The sequence below is a fragment of the Streptomyces sp. NBC_00576 genome (assembly GCF_036345175.1).
In the GTDB taxonomy this organism is placed as follows: Bacteria; Actinomycetota; Actinomycetes; order Streptomycetales; family Streptomycetaceae; genus Streptomyces.
Map to the genome: position 1 here is coordinate 4,932,050 of NZ_CP107780.1, position 16,984 is coordinate 4,949,033.

At 69.0% G+C, this 16,984-nt stretch carries 14 protein-coding genes and 1 riboswitch; of the genes, 4 read left to right on the forward strand and 10 right to left on the reverse strand.

Annotation, left to right across the window (positions count from 1 at the left end; translation table 11 throughout):
• Nucleotides 1-175 precede the first annotated feature (175 nt).
• The 4 genes from groL to thrC all read right to left on the reverse strand — a co-directional run bounded on the left by groL (nucleotide 176) and on the right by thrC (nucleotide 4,572).
• The gene (groL, locus tag OG734_RS21090; RefSeq protein ID WP_330289085.1) at nucleotides 176-1,804 is read right to left on the reverse strand and encodes a chaperonin GroEL; all 1,629 of its coding nucleotides are present in this window, start codon (nucleotides 1,802-1,804) and stop codon (nucleotides 176-178) included.
• A 400-nt stretch (nucleotides 1,805-2,204) separates the two neighbouring features.
• On the reverse strand, nucleotides 2,205-2,411 hold the full coding sequence (locus OG734_RS21095) for a cold-shock protein (RefSeq protein ID WP_019057200.1): 207 nt from the start codon (nucleotides 2,409-2,411) through the stop codon (nucleotides 2,205-2,207).
• 454 nt (nucleotides 2,412-2,865) lie between these two features.
• Nucleotides 2,866-3,141, reverse strand: coding sequence for a MoaD/ThiS family protein (locus tag OG734_RS21100; RefSeq protein WP_053746535.1), 276 nt, complete (start codon nucleotides 3,139-3,141; stop codon nucleotides 2,866-2,868).
• A 111-nt stretch (nucleotides 3,142-3,252) separates the two neighbouring features.
• On the reverse strand, nucleotides 3,253-4,572 hold the full coding sequence (gene thrC, locus OG734_RS21105; protein ID WP_330289086.1) for a threonine synthase: 1,320 nt from the start codon (nucleotides 4,570-4,572) through the stop codon (nucleotides 3,253-3,255).
• 14 nt (nucleotides 4,573-4,586) lie between these two features.
• A riboswitch (SAM riboswitch) is annotated at nucleotides 4,587-4,735 on the reverse strand.
• Nucleotides 4,736-4,896: 161 nt separating this feature from the next.
• Between thrC and OG734_RS21110 the strand changes: the two genes are divergently transcribed.
• Complete coding sequence (locus OG734_RS21110; protein WP_330293734.1) at nucleotides 4,897-5,841, forward strand: glucosyl-3-phosphoglycerate synthase; 945 nt, start codon at nucleotides 4,897-4,899, stop codon at nucleotides 5,839-5,841.
• A gap of 136 nt (nucleotides 5,842-5,977) precedes the next feature.
• Entirely contained in the window at nucleotides 5,978-7,375 is a 1,398-nt protein-coding gene (locus tag OG734_RS21115; RefSeq protein ID WP_330289087.1) for an alpha,alpha-trehalose-phosphate synthase (UDP-forming), read from the forward strand.
• 15 nt (nucleotides 7,376-7,390) lie between these two features.
• Here the strand turns inward: OG734_RS21115 and OG734_RS21120 are convergent, their stop codons facing one another.
• From OG734_RS21120 to OG734_RS21145, 6 genes are all read right to left on the reverse strand, one after another.
• Nucleotides 7,391-10,105 carry a ParA family protein gene (locus OG734_RS21120; protein ID WP_330289088.1) on the reverse strand — a complete coding sequence of 905 codons (2,715 nt, stop codon included), beginning with the start codon at nucleotides 10,103-10,105 and terminating at the stop codon, nucleotides 7,391-7,393.
• Nucleotides 10,106-10,133: 28 nt separating this feature from the next.
• Nucleotides 10,134-10,550 carry a hypothetical protein gene (locus tag OG734_RS21125; RefSeq protein ID WP_330289089.1) on the reverse strand — a complete coding sequence of 139 codons (417 nt, stop codon included), beginning with the start codon at nucleotides 10,548-10,550 and terminating at the stop codon, nucleotides 10,134-10,136.
• Between the two features lie 100 nt (nucleotides 10,551-10,650).
• A complete protein-coding gene (otsB, locus tag OG734_RS21130) occupies nucleotides 10,651-11,490 on the reverse strand; it encodes a trehalose-phosphatase (protein WP_330289090.1) in 840 nt (279 codons plus the stop codon).
• Between the two features lie 142 nt (nucleotides 11,491-11,632).
• Nucleotides 11,633-11,866, reverse strand: coding sequence for a DUF3263 domain-containing protein (locus OG734_RS21135; protein ID WP_330289091.1), 234 nt, complete (start codon nucleotides 11,864-11,866; stop codon nucleotides 11,633-11,635).
• Nucleotides 11,867-11,928: 62 nt separating this feature from the next.
• Nucleotides 11,929-13,233 (reverse strand): extracellular solute-binding protein, encoded by a 1,305-nt coding sequence (locus tag OG734_RS21140; RefSeq protein WP_443064885.1) that lies wholly within the window; start codon nucleotides 13,231-13,233, stop codon nucleotides 11,929-11,931.
• Between the two features lie 132 nt (nucleotides 13,234-13,365).
• Nucleotides 13,366-14,652 carry an extracellular solute-binding protein gene (locus tag OG734_RS21145; RefSeq protein WP_443064886.1) on the reverse strand — a complete coding sequence of 429 codons (1,287 nt, stop codon included), beginning with the start codon at nucleotides 14,650-14,652 and terminating at the stop codon, nucleotides 13,366-13,368.
• 123 nt (nucleotides 14,653-14,775) lie between these two features.
• On the opposite strand from OG734_RS21145, the gene OG734_RS21150 reads away from it, so the two are divergent.
• Together OG734_RS21150 and nagA are read left to right on the forward strand one after the other, a co-directional pair.
• Nucleotides 14,776-15,720 carry an ROK family protein gene (locus OG734_RS21150; RefSeq protein ID WP_330289093.1) on the forward strand — a complete coding sequence of 315 codons (945 nt, stop codon included), beginning with the start codon at nucleotides 14,776-14,778 and terminating at the stop codon, nucleotides 15,718-15,720.
• Between the two features lie 131 nt (nucleotides 15,721-15,851).
• Nucleotides 15,852-16,982 carry an N-acetylglucosamine-6-phosphate deacetylase gene (nagA, locus tag OG734_RS21155; protein WP_330289094.1) on the forward strand — a complete coding sequence of 377 codons (1,131 nt, stop codon included), beginning with the start codon at nucleotides 15,852-15,854 and terminating at the stop codon, nucleotides 16,980-16,982.
• Nucleotides 16,983-16,984: the final 2 nt, after the last annotated feature.

Below are 16,984 nucleotides of genomic sequence, written 5' to 3' on the forward strand. Positions count from 1 at the left end.
CGCAGTTGCTTGCATATGCATCAACTACGGCCCTCCGGCCCTCCATTCCGCCCGCCGGGGAACGCCTGCTGTGATCCCGGCCACTACACGGGATAAACGCCCGAGGGCGGCACCCTCCTCGTAAGGAGAAGGGTGCCGCCCTCGGTACGAAGGACGGTGATCAACCAGAGGTCGATCAGAAGTCCATGTCACCGCCCGGCATGCCGCCACCGGCGCCGGCGCCGGCGCCGGCCTTCTCCGGCTTGTCGGCGATGACGGCCTCGGTGGTGAGGAAGAGCGCAGCGATCGACGCGGCGTTCTGCAGCGCGGAGCGCGTCACCTTCGCCGGGTCGATGATGCCCTCGGCGATCATGTCGACGTACTCACCGGTCGCGGCGTTGAGGCCGTGGCCGACGGGAAGGTTGCGCACCTTCTCGACGATGACGCCACCCTCGAGACCACCGTTGACGGCGATCTGCTTGAGCGGGGCTTCCAGGGCGAGACGCACGATGTTGGCGCCGGTCGCCTCGTCACCCGTCAGCTCGAGCTTCTCGAAGACCGAGGTGGCCTGGAGCAGGGCCACGCCGCCACCGGCGACGATGCCCTCCTCGACGGCCGCCTTCGCGTTGCGAACGGCGTCCTCGATGCGGTGCTTGCGCTCCTTGAGCTCGACCTCGGTGGCGGCACCGGCCTTGATGACCGCAACACCGCCGGCGAGCTTCGCCAGGCGCTCCTGCAGCTTCTCGCGGTCGTAGTCGCTGTCCGAGTTCTCGATCTCGGCGCGGATCTGGCTGACCCGGCCGGCGACCTGGTCGGCGGAGCCGCCGCCGTCGACGATCGTGGTCTCGTCCTTGGTGATGACGACCTTGCGCGCACGGCCCAGGAGGTCCAGGGAGGTGTTCTCGAGCTTGAGACCGACCTCCTCGGAGATGACCTCGCCACCCGTGAGGATCGCGATGTCGTTCAGCATCGCCTTGCGGCGGTCACCGAAGCCCGGGGCCTTGACCGCGACGGACTTGAAGGTCCCGCGGATCTTGTTGACGACCAGGGTCGAGAGAGCCTCGCCCTCCACGTCCTCGGCGATGATCAGCAGCGGCTTGCCCGACTGCATGACCTTCTCCAGGAGCGGGAGCAGGTCCTTGACCGAGGAGATCTTGGAGTTGGCGATGAGGATGTAGGGGTCCTCGAGCGAGGACTCCATGCGCTCCATGTCGGTCGCGAAGTACGCCGAGATGTAGCCCTTGTCGAAGCGCATGCCCTCGGTGAGTTCCAGCTCCAGACCGAAGGTCTGGGACTCCTCGACGGTGATGACGCCTTCCTTGCCGACCTTGTCCATCGCCTCGGCGATGAGCTCGCCGATCTGCGTGTCGGCGGCGGAGATGGAGGCGGTCGAAGCGATCTGCTCCTTGGTCTCGACCTCCTTCGCCTGGTCGAGCAGCGCACCGGAGACGGCCTCGACGGCCTTCTCGATGCCGCGCTTCAGGGCCATCGGGTTCGCACCCGCGGCCACGTTGCGCAGTCCTTCGCGGACCAGCGCCTGGGCCAGGACAGTCGCGGTCGTCGTGCCGTCGCCGGCTACGTCGTCCGTCTTCTTCGCGACTTCCTTGACCAGCTCGGCGCCGATCTTCTCGTACGGGTCCTCGAGCTCGATCTCCTTGGCGATGGAAACACCATCGTTGGTGATCGTGGGGGCGCCCCACTTCTTCTCGAGGACGACGTTTCGGCCCTTGGGGCCGAGGGTGACCTTGACGGCGTCGGCGAGCTGGTTCATCCCGCGCTCGAGACCGCGCCGTGCCTCCTCGTCGAACGCGATGATCTTGGCCATGTGAAGTGGTCCTCCCGGACTGGGGTGGATTGCTCCGGACCGCGCTGGCGCCCGCGACGGACGGCCTGCCTGCCTCGGTGATTCCTTGCACCACCTGGCCTGCGGACCTCACCCACCCGGTCCTTCGTTATCACTCTCACCTTCAGAGTGCTAACGCCAATAATTAGCACTCGCCCCTACCGAGTGCAAGCGGCTCTCGAAGATCCGCAGGTGAACAGGGGGGTCGCCCACGCCATCCACGGACCGCCGCAGGCATGCCGACGGGTTGGCCGACAGGTTGGCGGACATGCCGCGGGCATGCCGAAGGGCTCGTACCCCGTGAGGTCCCACGGGGTACGAGCCCTTCGAATCCTTCAACGAAGGAAGAAGAACGTCGCTTGCGATGCGCCGGCGCGTTGCTTCAGCTGGTCGCCAGACGGACCATGTCCGCCTGCGGCCCCTTCTGGCCCTGCGAGATCTCGAAATCGACCCGCTGACCTTCCTCGAGGGTGCGGTAGCCGTCCATCTGAATCGCGCTGTAGTGGACGAAAACATCCGCACCACCGTCGACCGCGATGAAGCCGTACCCCTTCTCCGCGTTGAACCACTTGACGGTGCCCTGAGCCATGCCTAACTCCCCTATTACTGGCCCTTGCACGGATCCGCACTTCGCGGATCCGGGTCAGACCTCACCCCCCCAACCGGTGGAGGTGTGCGCCGGAACGCGTCGACCGCGGCCGAATGTATCTGTCCAACTGCCCTCTGCAACAGGTCAATCGGACGAGAAATCCGGGCACGCCAGGTCAGTAAATATGCGGAGAATTCACGCGGATTCAGGGCAAGCCGGGCCCCACAAAGAGAACAAAAAACGCAAAAGGCCTGCACACTTTGGCTACTTCTCGTTGGGTGCGCGGCAGGAATTAATACGCGTGCGGCGAGCGAAGTGGTGCGGCTTCCCCAACTGTACCGCGCTCAACCATACAGAATTGCCCCCTCCGCTTCTCTCACGGAGGGGGCAATTCGATGAACTCTCGGTAATCAATGTTACCGACGGTTACTACTCGCGGGTATCAAACCCGGGATCAGCCTCCGGCGACCGCCGGAATGATCGACACCCCGGCACCGTCCGGCGTCGCCGTCTCCAGCCCCTGCTCGAACCGGACGTCGTCGTCGTTGACGTACACGTTGACGAAGCGACGCAGCTTGCCCTGATCGTCGAGCACGCGGGCGGCGATCCCCGTGTGGTTCTTCTCCAGATCAGCGATGACCTCAGCGAGGGTCCCACCCTCAGCGGCCACCTCGGCCTGTCCACCGGTGTAGGTACGCAGGATGGTGGGGATGCGGACGGAAACGCTCACGATTGACCTCCGGTCAGGTGGAGCGCCCCAAAGGGGCGCGGGGCTGTGCTGGATGTGCGGCTACCGCCGCGTGGGCGCGACCAGCCCCCACGGACCCGCAGACAACAACGGCTATACGAGGCCGGCGTCCCGGAAAGACTCAAGGCTGGGCCGAATCGTCGCAGTCAGCCCGACGTCGGCCACCGCGTCCAACGTCTTGAGACCGTCCCCGGTGTTCAACACGACAGTCGTGAGCGTCGGGTCGAGGAGACCATTCTCGATCAGCTTCTTCGCCACACCCACGGTCACCCCACCGGCGGTCTCCGCGAAGATCCCTTCCGTACGCGCGAGCAACCGAATCGCGTCGACGATCTGCTCGTCGTTCACGTCCTCCACCGCCCCGCCGGTCCGCCGCGCGATATCCAGCACGTACGGCCCGTCCGCCGGGTTGCCGATCGCCAGCGACTTGGCGATGGTGTTGGGCTTCTGCGGCCGTACGACGTCGTGCCCGGCCTTGTAGGCCACGGACACCGGCGAGCAGCCCTCCGCCTGGGCGCCGAAGATCTTGTACGGCTTGTCGGCGACCAGCCCGAGCTTGATCAGCTCCTGCAGACCCTTGTCGATCTTCGTGAGCTGCGACCCGGAGGCGATCGGCACGACGAGCTGGTCCGGCAGCTGCCAGCCGAGCTGCTCGCAGATCTCGTACGCCAGGGTCTTGCTGCCCTCCGCGTAGTACGGGCGCAAGTTGACGTTGACGAAGCCCCAGCCCTCGCCGACCGGGTCGCCGATCAGCTCGGAGCAGAAGCGGTTCACGTCGTCGTAGTTGCCCTCGATGCCGACGAGCTCGCCGCCGTACACCGCGGCCATGACGACCTTGCCCTGCTCCAGGTCGTGCGGGATGAACACGCAGGAACGGAAACCGGCCCGGGCGGCGGCGGCGCCCACGGCACCGGCCAGGTTGCCCGTGGAGGAGCAGGAGAGGGTGGTGAAGTTGAAGGCGCGGGCGGCCTCGATGGCCTGGGCGACGACCCGGTCCTTGAAGGAGTGGGTCGGGTTGCCGGAGTCGTCCTTGACGAAGAGCTTGCCGGCGTCGACACCCAGCTCACGGGCGAGGTTGTCGGCCTGGACGAGCTTGGTCCAGCCGGGGTTGATGTTCGGCTTCTCGGCGACGTTCGCGGGGACCGGCAGCAGGGGCGCATAGCGCCAGATGTTCGCGGGTCCCGCTTCGATGCGCTTGCGGAGTTCCTCGGTGTCGGCCGCCGAATGGATGCCGAAGTCGTAGGCGATCTCCAGCGGGCCGAAACACTCCTCGCAGGCGAACACCGGACCGAGGGGGACGCGGTGGCCGCATTCGCGGCAGGAGAGTGCGGTGGCGGGACCGAGATCTACAGGGGTGCCGGAGCCGGCAGTGGTGCTCTCGGTGCTCTCGACAGTTTGAGTTTGCGCAGCCATGGAGGCGAGGCCCTTCCTCATCTTCCTCACGACGCATTTCGCCATGAGACGGATTTGGCACCTTCCCGAGCCGGCAGCCTCGCCACATGAACATGCGACAAGACCGGCTGGAGGGTTGCCGGGGCTTCATCGGGCCGTATCCCTCTGCCCCTCTGGATGAGCGGTATGAAGTTGTGAGGTTGTGAACACCGGCGACCTCGGACATGCGATGGTCACCCGCGTTGTTCAAGACTGTAACCGAAGGCTTGGATGGTGGTGGGAGCCGTCCGAACCGCGAGATAGAAGATCGCGCTTCCCCCCATGCAACGTAAGGGAGAGCCGCAGGTGCTGGAAGACGTCGAGCGCTGGCTCAGCACGCGCTCCTGGTCCGTTGGTGACCGCCCGCTCAAGAAGCTGATCGCCGCCAAGCGTTCCTCGAACGCCACGGTGAGTGTCGTCCTGCCCGCGCTGAACGAGGAGGAGACGGTCGGCGAGATCGTCGCCGTCATCCGCCGTGACCTGATGCTGAAGGTCCCGCTCGTCGACGAGATCGTCGTCATCGACTCGGGATCGACCGACCGCACCTCCGAGGTGGCCGCCGCGGCGGGCGCCCGGGTCGTGCACCGCGACGACATCCTGCCGCGTATCCCGGCCGTACCGGGCAAGGGCGAGGTCCTGTGGCGCTCGCTCCTGGTCACCAGCGGGGACATCGTCTGCTTCATCGACGCGGACCTGAAGGAGTTCTCGTCGGACTTCGTCTCCGGGATCGTGGGCCCCCTGCTCACGGACCCGGGTGTGGATCTCGTCAAGGCGATGTACGACCGCCCGCTCGGCCAGGCAGCGGGCCAGGGCGGCCGGGTCACCGAACTGATGGCCCGCCCCCTCCTCAACATGCACTGGCCGCAGCTGGCCGGCTTCGTCCAGCCGCTCGGCGGCGAGTACGCGGCCCGCCGCTCACTCCTCGAACAGCTCCCGTTCCCCGTCGGCTACGGCGTGGAGCTGGGCATGCTGATCGACGCCCTGCACCTGGTGGGCCTGGACGCGTTGGCGCAGGTCGACGTGGGTGTGCGCAAGCACCGCCACCAGGACGGCCAGGCCCTGGGCCGGATGTCCGCCGCGATCTACCGCACCGCACAGCTCCGGCTGGCCCGCGGCCATCTGATCCGCCCCTCGCTCACCCAGTTCGAGCGCGGAGACAACGGTTTCGAACCGCGTACGTACTCGGTGGACACGGAGGAACGCCCGCCGATGGCGGACATCGCGGAGTACGCGAGGAGGAAGGTCGCGTAGGCCGGGACGAGTCCCGGAACAGGCCCGGGAACAGGTCCCGGAACAGGTCCCGGAGCAGGTCCTGTGCGGTCTTGTATACGGCTGAGGCGTACGTGTGTACGTTTGAGCGTTTCCGGGCCGGGCTAGGTTGAGGCGTATGGCTTCAACGCAGGGTGTGCAAGGTGAGTACCGGGTGCTGGTCGCGTCCAACCGTGGCCCGGTCACGTACGAGGTCCGCGAGGACGGCTCGCTGCACGCCCGGCGCGGCGGCGGCGGGCTGGTCTCCGGGCTGTCGGCGATCGGGCCCGACGCGAACGCCCTGTGGGTCTGCTCGGCCCTCGGCGACGGCGACCGCGAGGCGGTACGGCGGGGAGAGGGCGAGCCGGGCGTGCGCATGCTCGCGATCCCTGCGGCCGTGCACGAGGACGCGTACAACGGCATCGCCAACTCGGTGCTCTGGTTCGTGAACCACATGCTGTACCAGACCCCGCTGGAGCCGGTCTTCGACGCGGAGTTCCGGCGCCAGTGGGCGTCGTACGAGGCCTACAACCGCGCGTTCGCGGCGGCGCTGGCGGACGAGGCGGCCGAGGGCGCGTCGGTGGTGGTCCAGGACTACCACCTGTGCCTGGTCCCGGGGATGCTGCGCGAACTGCGCCCCGACCTGCGCATCGGGCACTTCTCGCACACGCCGTGGGCACCGGCGGACTACTTCCGGATGCTGCCGTACGACATCTCCGAGCAGCTCCTTCGCGGCATGCTCGGCGCGGACCGCCTCGGCTTCCTCACCCGCCGGTGGGCCGACGCGTTCACCGCCTGCTGTAGGGACCTGGTCGGCGGCCTCGGCGACACGCGGATCGGGGTGCACGGGCTGGGCGCGGACGCGGACTTCCTGCGCAGGCGCGCGCACGAGCCGGACGTCGAGGAGCGGATGGCCGCGTTGAGGGCCGAGATCGGCGGCGACGGCCGGAAGACGATCGTGCGCGTCGACCGTACCGAGCTGTCGAAGAACATCGTGCGGGGCCTGCTGGCGTACCGGCAGTTGCTGGAGGACCGCCCGGAGTGGCAGGAGCGGGTCGTGCACGTGGCGTTCGCATACCCCTCCCGGCAGGACCTGGCGGTGTACCGCGACTACACGGCCGAGGTGCAACGGGTGGCGGACGACATCAACTCGGCGTACGGGAGCCCGGGTTGGACCCCGGTCGTCCTCCACGTCAAGGACGACTTCGCCCGCTCCCTGGCCGCCTACCGCCTCGCCGACGTGGCCCTCGTCAACCCCATCCGCGACGGCATGAACCTCGTCGCCAAGGAGATCCCGGTGGTCTCCGACGAAGGGTGCGCGCTGGTGCTGTCACGGGAGGCGGGGGCGTACGAGGAGCTGGGCGAGGACGCGATCGTGGTGAACCCGTACGACGTGACACAGACGGCGCGGGCGCTGGAGGAGGCGCTGAACATGGGGGCCGGCGAACGGGCGGAACGCACGAAGCGGCTGGCCGCGGCGGCGACCGCGCTGCCGCCGGCCCAGTGGTTCCTGGACCAGCTGAACGCGCTGGGCTGACGGGCTGTTACTGCTTCAACGCCGTACGACACGGGCCCGTCCCTGGGTTCGGAAACCGAGGGCGTGCCGGTAGATCTCGGGCAGTCGGTAGCGACCATCCGAGTCGGCGGCCAGCGCTCCGGCGTCACGCAGTACCTCGATGCCGTTGGCGTCCAGTCCGACGTCGTCGGCGCTGAAGGGCATGAGTACCTCGTGGGCGTACCTTTCCAACCCGCGCAGCAGATCGCCGAGCTTCTTGTTCTCCTGTCCGATCTCCTTGACCTTCTCCGAACTGCACTGGACAAGTGCGGTACGCATGGCCGTGGGGACGAGCAACCGGTCCGTCCGCTCGTCTCCCGCTGACAGATTGGCAGCCTCCCGGAGGAAGCGCACGACATCGCGAGCCTGCACCTGGTCGTTGAAGTCCGCCAGCGCCGCTGGTACCCAGCGGTCCGACCAGGCCTCGCGGGAGCTGTCCGAACCGAGTTTCGCCCCCCACACCGAATGCAGAGCCCGCGTGATCTCCTCGTACGAGAGTTCCATCAGCTCCCGCTCCGGCGGCTCTGGCACGGCTTTGGCAGTCACCGCGACCCAAAGAGCGAGCCTCAGGGCTTCCTGGGCATCCCAACGCAACGCGTAGGGGTCATACCGGTCGAGGAACTGGCCGAGGTTCTGCCGGATGGCCCACGCCGCCAGGTCCCGGCGCACGAACACCACCAGACCGAGCGGCCGTCCTCGTAGCGATCGCAGCCATTCGGGAACGTCCACGAGCAGTGCACGCAGCGCGACACGCTTGGCCTCGCCTTCGAGTTCCTGGAGAAAGTCCTCCAACCCGTCGAAGACAAAGAGCAGTTGTCGCTGACGTCCGAGTTCCAGCAGTTCGTGTTCGGCGTCGTAGTCGATGTCCCGGGCGGCCTCGCTGCCGCCTGCCAGCGCCATGCAGCGCAGCCAGATGTAGAGCCAGAAATCCGGGTCCGTGCCATTTTCAGGCGACCTCAGAGATTCGTTGAGCAGCCGAAGGATCTGCGTACGAGTCGTCCCCTCGCCGCCCGCAGCGAGGTCGCGCAGATCCTGGGGGCTGGTGCTCCGCTCTCCGGTGGTTTCCTGGTCGAGGTTGGCGGGATCCAGGACAGGCACGACGAGCGCGTCGTCCAGCACCTTCAGCCCCGCCTTCTCGGCGAAGCCGGACCAGCTTCCCGCGGCGCACATCCGCGCGTAGGTGAAGGTCTTTCCGGCGCCTTTCGCACCGACCACCACCGCCACAGGCAGGGACCCGCGGTGGTCACCGATCAGCCGACGCAGCGGCTCGGTGGACAGGAATCCCAGCGCGCCGTCGAGTCCGGTCCGTTCTGCGAAGACGAGCGAGGCCGCCCGGTCCCGCAGCATCGTCCTGAGCTCCTCGATGCCGACAGGACCGCTCTCCTCCGCTCGCAGGCCCCCACCTGACGACGGCTGCGGAGCCAACTCCGCGACCCGTTCCCCCAGACCGCAGCGGCGTACGACCTCCACGACCTCGTCCCAGCTGCCCGGCAGCGCGAGCAGCTCGTCGCGGAACGGGCTGACCAGCGCGGCGGTCAGCGCCTGGGTGTCGACGTCGAGGTCCCCCTCCTGCTCATCGCCTTCCGAAACGCTCAGCGTCCCGAGAAGAGCGTCGGACAACTTCCGCCTCGCTCCCTCGGCCTCGTCGTCGTGGACGTCCATCCGGTACTGCGTGACCACCGCTGCGGGGGCGGGGTCCTGGCCGAGCAGCGCGGGTGCCTTGGCGCCCAGCTGCCCGATCATCCGCAGAGTGCCGTCCAGCGACTGATGGCTGAGCGTGGTGATGAACACCCGCTGCACGCGCGGGTCGAGCAGGACAGGCGCCGACAGTTCGGACGCTCCTGCCCTCAAGTCGATGATCACGGTGTCGAGTTCGGCTGCCGAGGCCACCTCGGCCAGGGACTCGGTGAGGAAGTAGGCCGACCGGTCATGTGTCAGCAGGTCGACCGGTTCGACACGCGGCGGGCCGAGCCTGGACCGGCGTGTGGCGGGAAGGATCGCGAGCCGTCCGGGTCCGGTGCCCACCACGAACTGACCTGCCAGGTAGTCACGCACGATCTCGGTGACCGAGGCGGTACCCCCGTCGTCCGTGCCGTGGAGCAGAGCCAGCACGTCCTCGTAGCTGATGTCACTCGTCCCGCCCTGGGCCTGGTGCATCCATGTGATGCCCGGTGCCTCAAGGTCGGCGTCGATGAGCAGTACTCGGCGCCCTTGCCTGGCCAGCTGGTCGGCGAGCGCCACCGCATGCACGGTGCGGCCCACTCCGCCCTTGAAGGAGTGGAAGGCGATGACCTGCACATCGCCCGCGAATCGGTCGGATCGCGGCCGAGGGAGCGTCTGAGCCAGCTCAGCCGTCGTTCTGCGCTCGGTCAGACGCGGCACCCGCCGCTCCGGCGAGCGGTCGTCGATCGCGTCAAGGGTCACGGGGATGCCTTCGGCACCGAGCCCGCGAGGCCGGTCCAGGGCAAGCATCGGCCGCCCGGGCTCCCCGATCACCGAACCGCGGCCGAAAGCACGGTCCAACCATGCCCGAACCATGTCCTCGGTCGCGTGCGAACGGACCGTCAGCGCCAACTGGTCCCACCAGGCATCGGCTTCGAGTAGCCACTCGGGCCACTGTCCGGCCTCGGCCAGATACGAGAGGTGCTCGTCGACATCCACCCAGGTGAAGAGGCGGCCCGGTACAACACCGCTGTGGTCACCGATGTCCACGTGTGATCCCGCTTCCCTGCTCACGACGTCACTTCCGGGATTCCGAGATCAGTGTCCGCAAGGCGTCCAGCGCCTGCTTCTCGTCGTCCGGTTCCAGATCCGCACCGTACCTCCACGCCTCGTGCAGCGCCGGAGGCTCGACCTTCGGAACCGCCTGGCCGTTGTTCCGAGGTCTGGCGCAGCCCTGGAGAGCGCTCTGGGTCTGCGGCGACCACCTGAGTTCCTTGGCGAGTACTCGCAGGTCGTGGGTGCGCAGGTCATTGGGGAGCTGTGAGGTGTCCCGCAGGCTCCGCCGCTGCATCACCTCTGCCTTCAGACCGCACTCGGCGCTGTAGAAGAGCAGCAGGCCGGCCGTGGCGTGATCGTCGCTGTCGGCCAGCTCCTCCCCGTGCCGCTCCAGTCGGTCCCTGCTGCGTCGCAGCTGCCTCACCCCTACGTCGACCATGTGGGTGATCGTACGGTGACACCCCGCGGCTTTGCGTGACAATCACCGCCTCGGGTGTCAGCCCGTCACGTCTTCCCCCAACGGGACGGTGCCCGCAGAATCAGGGTAGTTGTGCCGCGATGGCCGTCAGCAGCTGTACGACGCCTGCGGGGCCGTCGACGACCAGGTCGGCGCGTTCCGCCAGCTCCGTCACCGCCTCGGTGGCGTTGCCGCTGCACACCAACAGACCCGGGATGCCGTTCTGGCGGAGCTTCTCCACCGCCGCGAACGCCGGGAGGTCGCCGAGGTCGTCGCCGGCGTAGAGGACCGAGGTCGCGCCGGTCTCACGGACGTACTCCTGGAGGGCGACACCCTTGTCCATGCCGGGCGGGCGCAGCTCCAGCACGAGGCGGCCGGGTTCGACGATCAGACCGTGCCGGGTCGCCAGGTCGGCGAGGGGCTCGCGCAGGGCCTCGAACGCGGCCTGCGGATCCGCCGCGCGCCGCGTGTGCACGGCGACGGCCCGGCCCTTCTCCTCGATCCAGGTGCCCTGCCAGGCGCCGAAGCGTTCGAGGAACCCGGGGAGTTCGGCACGGACTGCGGCGACGCCGGGATGCGGGGCGGGGGCACTGACCGTGCCGGTCACGGCGTCCCAGCGTTCCGTGCCGTAGTGGCCCAGGACGACGAGGTGTTGCAGGCCGGGCGCGCCCGCGAACCCGCCGAGCCGGACCGCGACACCGGCGGGGCGACCGGTGAGGACGGCCACGGAGGCGACGTTGGGGGCGAGGGCGGAGAGGGCGGGGAGGGTGTCGGGGTGGGCGCGGGCCTGCTCGGGGTCGGCGACGATCGGAGCGAGGGTGCCGTCGAAATCGAGGACGACGACGGCGCCGGCAGGGTTCGCGAGGACGGCATCCAGCCCGTCCCGGCCGGCCACTGTCACGGGCGTAGGCAGGGAGTCCATGGGTGCGACCCTATCGGGCGGCACCCCTCCAGCCCGTCCGGCGTTTGAGGACGAGCGCGTTCAGCGCGATGGGGGGTCTGGGGGCAGCGCCCTCAGGGATGGGACGGGTAGGGGCGGCGGGGGCGAGGAAACCCGGCGTCGCCTACCGCTCCCCCCTCCGGGCGTCCCGCACCCTCCGCAACCTGTTCACCGTCACCGGATCACACTCCAGTGCCCGCCGGTCGTCCAGCAGTGCGTTGAGCAGCTGGTAATAACGCACCGGCGCCAACCTCAGCTCCTCGCGTATCGCCCGCTCCTTCGCCCCCGGCCCCGCGAACCCCCGGCGCTCCAGCGCGAGAATGTCCTGTTCCCGTCGCTCCAGCTGCTCCCCGTCCATGGAAGAAACCGTAGCCCCCGCCACTGACATCCGGCACTGGCATCCGGCACTGGCATCCGGCGTCAGCCCGAGGCCGCCTCCGCCGCCGTGGCCCGCTCCTGTATCGCCCCCAGCACCGCCCCCGGATTCCCCCGTGCCAGCACCGCCCCGCCGATCGTCTCCTGGATGTCCCGGCTGGTGGCCGTCCACGTCGGCTTGCCCACGGGGTACAGCTGGGCGGCGCCGAGCGCGTCCAGGCCGTCCCACAGGGCCTCGTACGTCTTGTTCGCGCGCATGGACGTGGCCGCCGACGACGTCACCGGCAGCAGCTGGTAGGTCCCCGCGAGATCCACCACGTTCTTGTCCTCGTACAGGAAGTTGAGATACGTACCGATCTCCGTGGCATGCCCGCCGTGCTTGAACGCGGCGATCCAGTCCGTCGTACCGACCGTCGCCGTCGTCGTGCCCGCCGTACGGCCGGGCATCGGGACGGCCTCGTACGCGACCGGCTCGACCGACCGCTCGATCTCCCGTACGAGCGCGCCCGGCGCGCTGACCATGCCCGCCTCGCCGTCGACGAAGGCCTGGAGCGCGGCCTTGCGGTTGAGGCGGTCCGGGGGCACCGGGCCGGTCAGGCCCTCGCCGACCATGCGGTCGCGCAGCCAGGTGAGGGTGGAGACGTTGCGGGCGGAGGCGATGTCGTAGTCGCCGGTGTCCCCCGTGTAGCCGCCGCCCCCGCCGAGCAGCCACTGCAGGGTCTCGGCCTGCGCCTCCTCGGGCCCGAGCGGGAGCGCGTACGGGTACTTCACGCCCCGCTCGTCGAGGGCCTGCGCCGCCTTCCTCAACTCGGCCCAGGTGGTGGGGGGTTCGAGGCCGGCCTCGGCGAAGAGGGTCTTGTTGACGTAGAGGAGGCGGGTCGAGGCGAGGAACGGCAGGCCGTACTGGGTACGGCTCGTGGTGCCCGCGTCCACGAGGTTGGGCAGGAAGTTGCCCTGGACGCGGATGGAGAGCAGGTCGTCGGCCCGGTACAGATCGCCCTTGGCCGCGTAGTCGGCGTAGCCGCTGATCTGGGCGATGTCGGGCGGGTTGCCGGCGGCGACCATCCTGGCGACCTGCGCCTCGGCCTCGCCGGGTTCGTACACCCTGACGTCGAGCCGGATGCCGGGGTGGGTTGCCTCGAAGGCCGTGCTGACCCCGTTCCAGTACGACTCCGAGTTCTTGACGACGTCGTCGCCGTAGTTCGTGGCGACCACGGTGAGGGTGACGCCGCCGGACCCCTCACCGTCGCCGCCCGAGCCGCAGCCGCCCAGCACGAGGACGGAACCCAGACTCAGCATCGTCACGGCGGCGAAGACCGGCCCGCGATACCCGCCCCACACTTGTCGCACGGCAGACCGCTCCCCTGGGAGGCACGCGCGCCACGCTCTGTGGACGCGCGTAGAGCCTCCCGCATCGAGGGGCCCGGTCCAATGCCCCGGGCGTTTCGGCCGTGCAACATTTCTACTCGGCTCTATTCGGCGCTATTCGGCGCTGCTCTCCGCGTTGTTCTCCGCGGCCTCCTCCGAGTTGGCCTGCGCCTGGAGCTCGGTGAGGACCGTCGCCGGGCTGCCGTTCGCCGCCAGCGCCGTACCGATCCGTTGCTTGATGTCCGCGCTGACCTGCGCCCAGGACGTCTTGCCGACCGGGTAGAGCTGGGCGGTCGGGAGCTCCTCCAGGAAGGGGGCGAGGTCCTTGTCCCGGGCGGCGGTGGACATCGTCCGGGAGGCGGAGGTGGTGACCGGCAGAAGGTCGTACTCGCGGGAGAAGGCGAGCACGTTCTTCTCGTCGTAGACGAAGTCGAGGAAGTCGCCGATCTGGCTCAGGTGACCGTTCTTCTTGAAGGCCATCATCCAGTCGGCGACACCCATCGCGGACCGCGTCGAGCCCTCCGCGCCCGGCATCGGCACCATGCCGACGTCGACCCCCTTGGCCGTCGCGGCCTTCATCAGCGAGGGATGGCCGTTGAGCATGCCGACCTCGCCGCGCGCGAAGGCGGCGAAGGCGGCGGCCCGGTTGAGCTTGCCGGGGGCGACGGGGCCGGTGAGGCCCTTGCCGACGAGTTCGTCCTTGAGCCACGTGAACGTCTTGATGTTCTGCGGGGAGTCGATGCCGTAGGTGCCGACGGCGCTGGTGTAGCTGTCGCCGCCGCTGAGCAGCCACTGCATGGTCTCGGCCTGCGCCTCCTCGGGCCCGAGCGGGAGGGCGTACGGGGTCTTCACGCCCTCCTCCTTCAGCGCGGCGGCGTCGGCGGCCAGCTCGCTCCAGGTGGTGGGCGGGGTGAGGCCGGCCGCGGTGAAGAGCTTCTTGTTGTAGAAGAGGAGGCGCGTGGAGGCGGCGAAGGGCATGCCGTACTGGGTGCGCTTGACCTTGCCGGCGTCGGCCAGCTGGGCGACGAAGTCGGCCTGTGTGGGGATGGAGAGCAGCTCGTCGGCCTGGTACAGGTCGCCCTTGGCCGCGTAGTCGGCGTACGCGCCGATCTGCGCCAGGTCGGGCGCGTCACCGGCGACGACCATCTCCTTGACCTTGCGGTCGACGTCGTTCCAGGAGTAGACGCTGACGTCGACCTTCACATCCGGGTGGGCGTCCTCGTACTCCTTGACCAGGCTGTCCCAGTACTTCTGGGAGCTGTTGGCGTCGGAGTCGCCGTAGTCGGCGGCGACCAGCTTCAGGGTGACCTCACCCGAGCCGGTACCTCCGCAGCCTCCGAGTGCTGCCGTCATGCCGAGTGCGGACACCGCCGCGATCATCCCTGTCCTACGCCGCTGCACTACAGAATCCCAACTGGTCGTTCACATACATGTTCATTGGTACGTTCAACTTCTTAGCCCTATAAGGTCTACACCACGTAAGTGGACTAGACCTCTTCAGGGTAGACGGGCCACACTGTCCCCGTGAGACATGTCATCGCCCTCGACGTGGGCGGCACCGCGATGAAAGCCGCCCTCATCGGGCCGGACGGCGCTCTGCTCCACCAGGCGCGCCGAGCGACCGGCCGCGAGCGCGGCCCCGACGCCGTGGTCGAGGCGATCCTCGGCTTCGCCACCGACCTCCGCGCCCACGGCATCACCCACCTGGGCGAGAGCGCCGCCGCCACCGGAGTCTCCGTCCCCGGCATCGTCGACGCGGAGCGCGGCCTCGCCGTCTACGCGGCGAACCTCGGCTGGCGCGACGTACCCCTGCGCGAACTGCTCACCCAGCGGCTCGGCCTGCCGGTCGCACTCGGCCACGACGTACGGACGGGTGGCCTCGCGGAGGGACGGATCGGGGCCGGCCAGGGAGCCGACCGCTTCTTCTTCGTCGCCCTCGGCACCGGCATCGCGGGCGCGATCGGCGTCGCCGGCCGGGTGGAGGCGGGCGCGCACGGCTTCGCGGGCGAGATCGGCCACATCGTCGTACGGCCCGGCGGGACCCCGTGCCCGTGCGGCCAGCGCGGCTGCCTGGAACGGTACGCGTCGGCGTCGGCGGTGAGCGAGGCATGGGCCGCGGCCTCCGACACCCCCGGCGCGGACGCGGCGGACTGCGCCAAGGCGGTCGACTCCGGCGACCCGCGGGCCCACCAGGTCTGGCAGAACGCCATCGACGCCCTCGCCGACGGCCTGGTCACCGCCCTCACCCTCCTTGACCCCCGCACCCTGATCATCGGCGGCGGCCTGGCCGAGGCCGGCGACACGTTGTTCACACCGCTGCGCACCGCGGTACAACAACGGATCACCTTCCAGAAGCTTCCGACCATCGTCCCCGCAGCCCTCGGCGACACGGCAGGCTGCCTCGGCGCGGGCTTGCTCGCCTGGGATCTCCTGACCACCATGACCGACCTCACGGAGGTAACGCCCTGATGGCAACGACCCCAGGGGCAACGGACCCAGTGGAGACGGGCCCACTGGCATCGCACCCAGCGGCAACCCACCCAGGGGCGCGGGGAACTGCGCGACAAGCCCCCACCGGCCCGCACCCACCCCACAACCTGGTGTTCAGAGGCGCCCAGGTCGTACTCCCCACAGGCATCATCAACGACGCCCAACTCGCCGTCGAGGGCACCAAGTTCACCGAGCACGCCTCAGAGAACGCCCACGTGATCGACGTAACCAACCACTGGCTGGTCCCCGGCTTCGTGGACCTGCACAACCACGGCGGCGGCGGAGCCTCCTTCACCGCCGGCACCGCCGAAGACGTCCTCAAGGGCATCCACACCCACCGAACCCACGGCACCACCACCCTCGTCGCCAGCACCGTCACCGGCGACATGGACACCCTCACCGCCCAGGCCGGCCTCCTCTCCGAACTCGCCGAGCAGGGCGACATCGCCGGCGTGCACTTCGAGGGCCCGTTCATCTCACCGTGCCGCAAGGGCGCCCACTCCGAGGCGCTGCTGCGCGACCCGGACCCGGCGGACGTACGGAAGCTGATCGACGCGGCGCGCGGCCAGGCCAGGATGGTCACCCTCGCCACGGAACTCCCCGGCGGCCTCGACTCCGTACGGCTGCTCGTCGAACACGGCGTCCTCGCGGCGATCGGGCACACGGACGCGACGTACGAGCAGACGGTGCAGGCCATCGACGCGGGCGCCACCGTCGCCACGCACCTCTTCAACGCGATGCCCACCCTCGGCCACCGCACCCCCGGCCCGATCACCGCCCTCCTCGAGGACGAGCGCGTCACCGTCGAACTCATCAACGACGGCACGCACCTGCACCCCGCGGCCCTCCAACTCGCGTTCCACCACGCGGGCGCGGACCGCGTGGCGTTCATCACCGACGCGATGGACGCCGCCGGCTTCGGCGACGGCCGCTATCTGCTCGGCCCGCTGGAGGTCGAGGTCAGCGAGGGTGTGGCACGGCTGGTCGAGGGCGGTTCGATCGCGGGCTCGACACTCACCCTGGACCGCGCGTTCCGGCGGGCGGTCACCGTCGACCGGCTCCCGGTCACGGACGTGGTCGCCGCACTGTCCGCCAACCCGGCCCGGCTGCTGGGGATGTACGACCGGGTGGGCTCCCTGGAACCGGGCAAGGACGCGGACCTGGTGCTGCTGGACGCGGACTTCGCGCTCAAGGGAGTGATGCGCAAGGGGAGTTGGGTAGTGGAGCCCCAACTACCTTGAGT

What these genes read in the sequence shown, in the direction of transcription:
- groL (WP_330289085.1), bottom strand. Translation starts at nt 1,804, where the DNA reads ATGGCCAAGATCATCGCGTTCGACGAGGAGGCACGGCGCGGTCTCGAG.
- OG734_RS21095 (WP_019057200.1), bottom strand. Translation starts at nt 2,411, where the DNA reads ATGGCTCAGGGCACCGTCAAGTGGTTCAACGCGGAGAAGGGGTACGGC.
- thrC (WP_330289086.1), bottom strand. Translation starts at nt 4,572, where the DNA reads ATGGCTGCGCAAACTCAAACTGTCGAGAGCACCGAGAGCACCACTGCC.
- OG734_RS21115 (WP_330289087.1), top strand. Translation starts at nt 5,978, where the DNA reads ATGGCTTCAACGCAGGGTGTGCAAGGTGAGTACCGGGTGCTGGTCGCG.
- OG734_RS21125 (WP_330289089.1), bottom strand. Translation starts at nt 10,550, where the DNA reads ATGGTCGACGTAGGGGTGAGGCAGCTGCGACGCAGCAGGGACCGACTG.
- otsB (WP_330289090.1), bottom strand. Translation starts at nt 11,490, where the DNA reads ATGGACTCCCTGCCTACGCCCGTGACAGTGGCCGGCCGGGACGGGCTG.
- OG734_RS21135 (WP_330289091.1), bottom strand. Translation starts at nt 11,866, where the DNA reads ATGGACGGGGAGCAGCTGGAGCGACGGGAACAGGACATTCTCGCGCTG.